At 44.4% G+C, this 8,887-nt stretch carries 9 protein-coding genes; 8 read left to right on the forward strand and 1 reads right to left on the reverse strand.

Translation table 11 applies throughout. From position 1 onward, the window contains the following. Window positions 1–740 precede the first annotated feature (740 nt). The 6 genes from HMPREF9420_RS02300 to HMPREF9420_RS02325 are packed head-to-tail and all read left to right on the forward strand — an operon-like array spanning window position 741 to window position 7,932. The gene (locus tag HMPREF9420_RS02300) at window positions 741–1,478 is read left to right on the forward strand and encodes a cell division ATP-binding protein FtsE (RefSeq protein ID WP_044078701.1); all 738 of its coding nucleotides are present in this window, start codon (window positions 741–743) and stop codon (window positions 1,476–1,478) included. A gap of 20 nt (window positions 1,479–1,498) precedes the next feature. Continuing rightward, window positions 1,499–2,821, forward strand: coding sequence for an aspartate kinase (locus tag HMPREF9420_RS02305; protein WP_007133788.1), 1,323 nt, complete (start codon window positions 1,499–1,501; stop codon window positions 2,819–2,821). Window positions 2,822–2,828: 7 nt separating this feature from the next. Continuing rightward, on the forward strand, window positions 2,829–3,986 hold the full coding sequence (lysA, locus tag HMPREF9420_RS02310) for a diaminopimelate decarboxylase (protein ID WP_007133789.1): 1,158 nt from the start codon (window positions 2,829–2,831) through the stop codon (window positions 3,984–3,986). Window positions 3,987–4,015: 29 nt separating this feature from the next. Next, complete coding sequence (locus tag HMPREF9420_RS02315; protein ID WP_007133790.1) at window positions 4,016–5,158, forward strand: glycosyltransferase; 1,143 nt, start codon at window positions 4,016–4,018, stop codon at window positions 5,156–5,158. A 6-nt stretch (window positions 5,159–5,164) separates the two neighbouring features. After that, window positions 5,165–5,944 carry a hypothetical protein gene (locus tag HMPREF9420_RS02320; protein ID WP_007133791.1) on the forward strand — a complete coding sequence of 260 codons (780 nt, stop codon included), beginning with the start codon at window positions 5,165–5,167 and terminating at the stop codon, window positions 5,942–5,944. Beyond that, a complete protein-coding gene (locus HMPREF9420_RS02325; protein ID WP_007133792.1) occupies window positions 5,941–7,932 on the forward strand; it encodes a fructose-bisphosphatase class III in 1,992 nt (663 codons plus the stop codon). The genes HMPREF9420_RS02320 and HMPREF9420_RS02325 overlap by 4 nt, the downstream gene beginning before the upstream one ends. Before the next feature lie 217 nt (window positions 7,933–8,149). Here HMPREF9420_RS02325 and HMPREF9420_RS13820 read toward each other — a convergent pair whose 3' ends face one another. Then, a complete protein-coding gene (locus HMPREF9420_RS13820; protein ID WP_169309689.1) occupies window positions 8,150–8,389 on the reverse strand; it encodes a hypothetical protein in 240 nt (79 codons plus the stop codon). 34 nt (window positions 8,390–8,423) lie between these two features. On the opposite strand from HMPREF9420_RS13820, the gene HMPREF9420_RS15005 reads away from it, so the two are divergent. Both HMPREF9420_RS15005 and HMPREF9420_RS14375 read left to right on the forward strand, forming a co-directional pair. After that, window positions 8,424–8,594 carry a helix-turn-helix domain-containing protein gene (locus HMPREF9420_RS15005; protein WP_007133794.1) on the forward strand — a complete coding sequence of 57 codons (171 nt, stop codon included), beginning with the start codon at window positions 8,424–8,426 and terminating at the stop codon, window positions 8,592–8,594. Next, the coding region (locus tag HMPREF9420_RS14375; protein ID WP_007133795.1) for a helix-turn-helix domain-containing protein at window positions 8,581–8,887 on the forward strand (307 nt) is incomplete at its 3' end. The genes HMPREF9420_RS15005 and HMPREF9420_RS14375, both read left to right, overlap by 14 nt.

Here is an 8,887-nt window from a genome sequence, read left to right on the forward strand (position 1 = left end):
CCTATACACTACTTTCTCCCCTTTTCTCGGCAAGGTGGAATTGAGTAAATGTTACATGTAATATTGTAATATGTAATATTTTCCATTCAGACAAAAAAATTCTGCATTTATTTGGTTTTTCCAAACTTTTTTATTACCTTTGTAAGGCACAGCTTTCACACATCCCACCCCTGCACATCCCCCTCTCGCGAGAGACGGCATCGCCCTGCACCTCCCTACCATCAGGCACCACACTCCCTCATGGCACACGCGCTGCCACGCTACGCACACGCGACTCTCTCACGCGCTGCACCTCGCAAAGGGGCTATGCTCACGCGCCACGCACACGCTACGCATCCTCGTCCCTCACACCACACACGCCCTCCACACTACCCCCCCCCCCCGCCAAAAGGGCTATGCCACGCACACGCCCCACGCGCAAAAATGCCGCAACGCTTTCCCTTGCAGCCCCCTCCTTTCTAAGAAGAAAGAGCGAGCCTCCACAACCAAAATATTACATATTACAATATTACATGTAACGTTTACCCGAATCGGAGTAAAGACTACACAAAAAAGCGAGGCAATCTTTTCCTTTATAGATTAAATTTATTATCTTTGCATGATGAAAGTTGAACAACCGATTCTCATTGTCAAAACATACACACACAGCGGTTCTCAGACATCAAATCTTCTGACACCAACACCCCTGTCAGAGCGTCGGCAACAACAAAAGACAAGTGCAATTAAAACAGAAAATCATCATGAGTTTAATAGATTATAAGAATGTTGACATCTATCAAGGTGAAAAACTCGTACTCCAAGACGTAAACTTTCACGTAGACGAAGGAGAGTTCATGTATATCATCGGCAGCGTGGGCTCAGGAAAATCAAGTTTGCTGAAAACCTTCTATTGCGAGCTCGACATCTGGCACGAAGAAAACAAAGAAGAAGAGAAAGCCGAAGTCTTAGAACGGGATATTTTTAATCTCAAACGCAAAGAAGTGCCCGCCCTACGCAGAGAAATGGGCATCATCTTTCAAGATTTCAAACTCTTACATGAGATGACCGTCAGAAAGAACCTTCAGTTTGTGCTGAAATCCACAGGATGGAAAAGTCAGAAAGACATCAACGAGCGCATAGAAAGCGTGCTCACCGATGTGGGTATGCTCGACAAGATAGACAAGCTCCCCCACGAACTCTCAGGCGGTGAACAGCAACGCGTGGCCATTGCACGTGCCATCCTCAACAAACCCAAAATCATTATCGCCGATGAGCCCACCGGAAACCTCGACCCCGACACCGCCGGCAAGATTATCGGCCTGCTCAAAGACATCAGCACCACGGGCACGGCCGTAGTCATGACCACCCACAACATCCCAATGCTCGACCGCTTCCCCGGCATCGTCTACCGGTGTAAAGACGGAGCCATCAACGATGTGACTACAGAGTACAACAAGATGGATCTCAGCGAAGATGCACAATACGACGCACAACCATAAAAATCAAATACACAACAATCATGAAGGTAATGAAATTCGGAGGCACCTCTGTTGGCACACCAGCCCGCATGAAAGAAGTGACCACCATCATCACAGAGAGCGGACAACCCACATTCATCGTCCTCTCAGCCATGAGTGGAACAACCAATTCGCTCATTGAAATCTCCAACTACCTCTACAAGAAAAACCCCGAGGGCGCAAACGAGATTATCAACAGGCTCGAAAATAAATACATGCAACATGTAGAAGAACTCTATACCACAGAGACCTATAAGCATAAAATCAAAAAGTTTCTAACCGAAGAGTTCAACTACCTGCGCTCGTTCACCAAAGACCTTTTCACCAGCTTTGAAGAGAAAACCATTGTTGCCCAAGGAGAGTTATTGAGCACCAACATGATGGTGAACTATCTGCAAGAGAAGGGCATAAAAGCCGTCTTAATCAATGCGCTCGACTTTATGCGCATAGACAAAAACGGAGAACCAGACCTGCAGGTGATTAAAGAAAGACTCTCCCAACTCATGAAAGCCAACCAAGGCTATCAAATCTATCTCACCCAAGGCTTCATCTGTCGCAATGCCTATGGCGAAGTAGACAATCTGCAACGAGGAGGAAGCGATTACACCGCCTCACTCGTTGGCGCCGTGTTGCCCGCAGAAGAAATTCAGATATGGACAGACATCGACGGCATGCACAACAACGACCCACGCATCGTGGAACACACAGAAGCCATCCGGCAAATAAGCTTTGACGAAGCTGCAGAGTTGGCCTACTTCGGAGCAAAGATTCTTCACCCCACCTGTGTGCAACCTGCAAAATATGCGGGCATCCCTGTGAGGCTGAAAAACACCATGGACCCCGAAGCAGAAGGAACACTCATCAACAACAACATCGTTAAGGGAGACTTTAAAGCCGTAGCTGCAAAAGACAATATCACGGCCGTAAAGATAAAAAGCAGCCGCATGCTCTTAGCAACAGGCTTTCTGAGAAAAGTTTTCGAAATCTTTGAAAGCTATCAAACCCCCATCGACATGATTACCACCAGCGAAGTTGGCGTATCTATGAGCATTGACAACAACAGCCATTTAGACGAAATCGTTGATGAACTCAAAAAATATGGTACTGTGACCGTCGATACCGACATGTGTATCATCTGCGTTGTGGGAGACCTTGATTGGCAAAATCGTGGCTTTGAAGCCAAAGCCATAACAGCATTGGAAGACATACCCGTGCGCATGATTTCCTATGGAGGAAGCAACCACAACATCTCTTTCCTCATTCAGGAAGCCGACAAAAAAAGAGCCTTACAACGTTTGAGTGCAAACCTCTTCAACTGCAAATAAGTTGTTCATGACAGAAAATAAGCCCACACACTCAGCTATCCCAGCCTACCCCACTCCCTTCTACTACTACGATACGAAGTTGCTTCAAGCAACACTTCACACGATTAGCACAGAAGCAGTGAAACACAAAGGCTTTCACGTGCACTATGCAGTAAAAGCCAATGCCAATCCCACGCTACTCAGGATGATTCAAGAGGCAGGATTAGGGGCCGACTGCGTTAGTGGAGGAGAAATTAAAGCTTCGATAGCGGCAGGATTTAAGCCATCACAGATTGTATATGCAGGAGTTGGGAAAAATGATTGGGAAATAAATCTCGGCCTTGACCAAGATATCTTCTGTTTCAACGTAGAAAGTCTGCCAGAACTTGAAGTTATCAACCAGCTGGCGGCCTGCAAATCGAAAATAGCACACATTGCACTCAGAATAAACCCCAACATAGGGGCACACACCCATTCGAACATTGTCACCGGCCTTGCCGAAAACAAGTTTGGTATAGCCATGCACGACATGCATGACCTCATAGAGCGTGCCACAAAGATGAAGAATGTGAAACTCATCGGACTACATTTCCACATCGGAAGCCAAATCCTCGACATGACCGACTTCATCAAGCTTTGCAAGCGCATCAATGAACTGCAAGACCAATTGGCCGAGCACGGCATAACATTAGAACACATCAACGTAGGAGGCGGATTGGGCATAGACTATGAACACCCTCAAGCACATTCCATTCCCGATTTCAAAACCTATTTTGACACGTTTGACACACATCTGAAACACTATCCACAACAACAAATACACTTCGAATTAGGACGCTCCGTAGTAGGACAATGCGGAAGCCTCATCACACGCGTATTGTATGTGAAGAAAGGCACCAACAAGCAATTTGTCATTGTCGATGCAGGAATGACCGAACTCATTCGCCCAGCACTCTATCACGCAACCCACCATATAGAAAATCTCAACAGCACGATGGAAGAAGAAACCTATGACGTTGTTGGACCAATATGCGAATCAAGTGATGTCTTTGCCAAAGATATCCAACTCAACAAAACCCAAAGAGGCGACCTTCTTGCCATCCGAAGCGCCGGAGCCTATGGCGAAATCATGGCCTCAGGATATAACTGCCGAGAACTCCCCAAGTCGTATTTCACAAACGACTGACATTCTCAATAAAAAACACAATACAAATAATGATAATAGATACAATCACATTGATTATCGGCCTGTCAATCACGTTAACAACAATCCTTGCATTGCTGTTAACCCCCTTCTGGCACAAGACCAAGGCCCTCCCCGCCTCTCACTCAAACACCCCATTGCCCGCACTGAGCATCATCATCCCCACACACGACAATGCACCAGAGCTAAAACGCAATCTCCCATTCTTCCTCCAGCAAGAATATGCAGGAGAATACCGAGTAATCGTAGTGGCAGACAAAGGAGACCATGACACCGAAGACCTCATAAAACAACTCCAAAACACCTATAAAAATCTCTATGCCACCTATTTACCCGACTCATCCCGCTATATGAGTAGGACAAAACTGGCCATTACGCTTGGCGTAAAAGCCGCCCACACCGAATGGATAACCATTACCGACCCTACATGCAAACCCCAAGATGAACATTGGCTCTCCTCGTGGGCAGAAAACATGAACGACGATTCAGATTTCATCATGGGATATGTAGCTATGGATGAAACCTGCCCCGCTATATGGCGCTTTGAGCATGCACTGTTGGCAAACCAATGCCTAAGTTCGGCCCAACGCGGTAAAGCATGGGCTACCAACTGCCCCAACATAGCCCTTCGGAAAAGTCGTTTTATGAAAGAAGAAGGCTTTCGGGGTAACCTGCAACTTGTCAGAGGAGAATATGATTTCCTGGTCAATAAATATGCACGCCATCACCGCACACGCATTGACGCACGCACAAGCTCATGGCTCTATGAAGAAGCCCCCAGCAAAAAGACATGGAACAACAGAAAAATGTATTTCCGTGCATCAAGACCTCAACTCAAAGGGTATAAGAGCCACAGACTATATGCCTTGCTCTCCAACTTCACCCTGCACGCAGGCGTACTCACCACGCTTGCAAGTGCCATTTATGCAGGACTCAGCCATAATTGGATATTATTGGGAGTCTCTGTCTTCTATTTGCTCCTCACCATCATAGTCCACACACTTCTATGCCATAAGACCATCGCGTTTTTTGATGAACACCTATCAAAAACAAAAATGTTTTTCTATGAAATGCGTATGGCCTGGCGAAGCTTCAAATACAAAGTAAACTTTATGCGTGCTGACAAGAACGACTTCACGAGTCATAAACTTTAAGAAGATATGCGCATCAAGATTTTTCATATCCTCAAACAAGACGACCAACTTCAGGAAGGCTTTATGAATGTTTTGCATAAAGCCTTTGAAGCCAGTGATATAGAAGAGGCCAAGGGTGAAGATTACGACCTCATACATGTCATAGGCATACCCACAAAAGAAATGAAAAGGATGATTCGTCAGACAAAAAAGAAGCTGATTCCCATCATCTATTCGCCCTTAGCTGAGATTGCGCCATGGAATAAGACACGCGTGGAACCTTCTTTGGCCAAAGATTTGGTGTTCCTAACCACGGGAAAGACCGAATACACATATATTCAGGAGAAATACCCCCAAGCACACGTGCATCTAATCAAAAATCCCTTGATTACAACGGCCACCACACAAACCCTATTCAACAATGAATTGGTGCAATTATACCACATGGTGATAGCACAACACGATGAACACATTAGAGAAGCAATAGAAAAGCGCATCGACAAACTAAAAAATAAAATAGAAGACAAGACGATTCGCAATGTGCTTAAAGGCTTTCTTTACTTGAATTATAAATACAAACGCCGACAAATCCTACAAAAGGATATAGACGAACAAAGCCTCTTGATGCAGTCTTCAGACTATGACGAAGATAAAATGAGCGATTTATTAGTAGAATGCAAACTCTTTGACTTTGTCTCAAGCTTGGAAAGCGTCATGGAAGAAAAGTCTTCACTCACCGAAGGCTTTATGCCCATCCCAGCAAAAGACAACCATCTAACAAAAAAGATAAATACAACAATGATATGAGAAAATATAACATCGAAAAAGATATGCGCTACCTGCAGTTGTTAGCCAACTCATTCCCAACAATAGCAGATGCAAGTACAGAGATTATCAATCTCCAAGCCATTCTCAATCTACCCAAAGGAACAGAACACTTTCTGGCAGACATACATGGCGAATATGAAGCATTCAGACATGTGCTGAAAAATGCGTCAGGAAACATAAAACGAAAAGTAAACGAACTCTTTGGCAATACCCTGCGTGAACAAGAAAAACGTGAATTGTGTTCACTCATATACTATCCAGAACAGAAACTCGAATTAGTAAAGGCCACAGAACAAGATATCAACGACTGGTATCACATTACACTTCATCAGCTTGTGGCTGTGTGCCGCACAGTGTCCAGCAAATACACACGCTCAAAGGTAAGAAAATCACTCCCCTCAGACTTTTCATACATTATCCAAGAGCTATTGCATGAACATACCGAGAACAACTCAAATAAGACAGCCTATGTCAATGTGATTGTCGATACCATCATCTCAACAGGGCGTGCAGATGACTTCATCATCGCCATGTGTAACGTCATACAGCGCTTGGCAATAGACCAACTCCATATCCTTGGAGACATCTATGACCGTGGACCAGGGGCACATATCATCATGGATACAATGGCCGACTATCACAGCTGGGATATTCAATGGGGAAACCACGACATCCTGTGGATGGGAGCATGTGCAGGCAACGATGCTTGTATCTGTAATGTCATACGTCTTAGCCTGCGTTATGCAAATCTCACCACCCTTGAAGAGGGGTATGGCATAAATCTTGTTCCCTTAGCCACATTTGCCATGGAAGTCTATAAAGATGATCCATGCGAAGAATTTATTCCACGATTGAATGGAGGCACCAAGCAACTCGATGAGAAAACACTCCGACTAACGGCACAAATGCATAAGGCCATAGCCGTGATGCAATTCAAAGAAGAAGCGCAACTTTTTGAGGCTCATCCAGAATGGAACATGCAGGACAGAGAACTTTTTAAGATGATAGACTATGAAAAAAAGACTATCATGCTTGATGGAAAAGAATACCCGTTGACAAGTTGCAATTTCCCAACCATCGACCCCAAGCACCCTTGTGCAATGACCTTCGAAGAGAAAACACTGATGGGGAAACTCCATCATTCTTTCCGTGTCAGCGAGAAACTGCATAAACACATCAGACTCATGCTCCAACATGGATGCATGTATGCCATTCGGAATGACAATCTGCTCTTCCACGCTTCAATTCCACTCAATGAAGACGGAACACTGAAAGAAGTTGAAATTGAACCGGGCAAGAAATATAAAGGAAGAGAGCTAATGCAACAAACAGGTATGCTCATCCGAACAGCCTTCCAAGATGATAGTACGCCTGAAGAAAAGAAATATGCCATCGACTATTTCATTTATTTATGGTGTGGCCCCAATAGCCCACTCTTTGACAAAAGCAAGATGGCTACATTTGAACGATATTTCATAGCCGATAAGGATACACACAAAGAAATAAAAGGCAACTATTTCCTCTTGCGTGATGATGAAAAAATTGTAGACCACATCCTTGATGCTTTCGGAGTAAAGGGTTCTAACCGACATATCATCAATGGCCATGTACCCGTTCATGTGGCAAATGGTGAAAACCCAATAAAAGCCTCAGGAAAGCTCATGGTCATTGACGGAGGTTTCTCAGAAGCCTATCATAAAGAAACTGGTATAGCGGGCTACACCCTGGTTTACCATAGCCGAGGCTTCCAACTCGTTCAACACGAGCCTTTCACAAGTGCGGCTGATGCCATCCTACGTGGAACAGACATTAAGTCAACAATACAAATTGTTGAAATGAGTAGCCATAGGATGCTTGTAGCTAACACCGACAAAGGTATTGAATTGAAAAAACAGATTGAAGACCTTGAGGAACTGCTCTATGCATATCGTCATGGACTGATTGGAGAAAAGGAACGAAAGAAATAAAAATCATACATAAATATTGCTGTCTGGTAAAAATTAAACAGCATGATTTTTCGTGCGGAATTGTCTCAAAATTATTGCTGTACGGTAAAATGTGTACTTTTGGCCATGTTATTGAAGTTTTTTCACAGAAACAAAGGTAACAAAAAGAGCTGAAATCCGAGAGTGGATTTCGGCCCTTAACTTTTATATATGAAAAAGGTTTACCGGACAGCAATATTTATAAATAAACGATTCGCGCACGCGTCAAATCACTCGGAAAATGACTTTCGCCCGGCGCAGAAATGCCAAACCCTTCGGGAAATGACTTTCGCCGTGCGCGGAAATGCCAAACCACTCGGGAAACGACTTTCGCCATGCGCGGAAATGCCAAACCACTCGGGAAATGACTTTCGCCACGCGCGGAAATGTCAAACCACCAGGAAAACGACTTTCGCCACGCGCGGAAATGCCAAACCACTCGGAAAAAGCTTGAAACTCATCGAATAAGCCCTATGCATGAATTGCATATACGTTATAGTGCGGAAGAGAAAGAGACTATAGTTCTGTCAGTAAAGCGTTCAGAGTTAAGTATTGTTCAGGCCCTCAAACGCTTAGGTATTCCAAGGCGTACTTTTTATAACTGGTATCAGAAATCTGCCACAGGTGGGGATGAATGCTCTTAGAGAAACGCCTTATAGGAGGCAAACGACATGGAAACAAATCCCCGACCATATTCGACAAATAGTGGTCGAACTTTCTTTAGAGCATCCTGTGCTCACTCCCAGGGAGTTGTCCGTCCTTTTATTGGAAGAGAGTCAGATATTCGTTTCTGAGTCAAGCTTTTATCGTATCCATGGCAAACCCTTGCATCCGCAGACGCAAGGAAAGATAGAACGATATCACAGATCGATGAAAAATGTAATTAAGCTAAATCATTATTTTTGTCCATCTGAATTAGAAAAGGCTATTGATGGGT

The organism is Segatella salivae DSM 15606 (genome assembly GCF_000185845.1).
Lineage (GTDB): Bacteria > Bacteroidota > Bacteroidia > Bacteroidales > Bacteroidaceae > Prevotella > Prevotella salivae.

Excerpts from the sequence above, each read along its gene's own strand:
- HMPREF9420_RS02305 (WP_007133788.1), top strand. The coding sequence starts at position 1,499 with ATGAAGGTAATGAAATTCGGAGGCACCTCTGTTGGCACACCAGCCCGC.
- HMPREF9420_RS02300 (WP_044078701.1), top strand. The coding sequence starts at position 741 with ATGAGTTTAATAGATTATAAGAATGTTGACATCTATCAAGGTGAAAAA.
- HMPREF9420_RS15005 (WP_007133794.1), top strand. The coding sequence starts at position 8,424 with ATGCATGAATTGCATATACGTTATAGTGCGGAAGAGAAAGAGACTATA.
- HMPREF9420_RS02315 (WP_007133790.1), top strand. The coding sequence starts at position 4,016 with ATGATAATAGATACAATCACATTGATTATCGGCCTGTCAATCACGTTA.
- lysA (WP_007133789.1), top strand. The coding sequence starts at position 2,829 with ATGACAGAAAATAAGCCCACACACTCAGCTATCCCAGCCTACCCCACT.
- HMPREF9420_RS02325 (WP_007133792.1), top strand. The coding sequence starts at position 5,941 with ATGAGAAAATATAACATCGAAAAAGATATGCGCTACCTGCAGTTGTTA.
- HMPREF9420_RS02320 (WP_007133791.1), top strand. The coding sequence starts at position 5,165 with ATGCGCATCAAGATTTTTCATATCCTCAAACAAGACGACCAACTTCAG.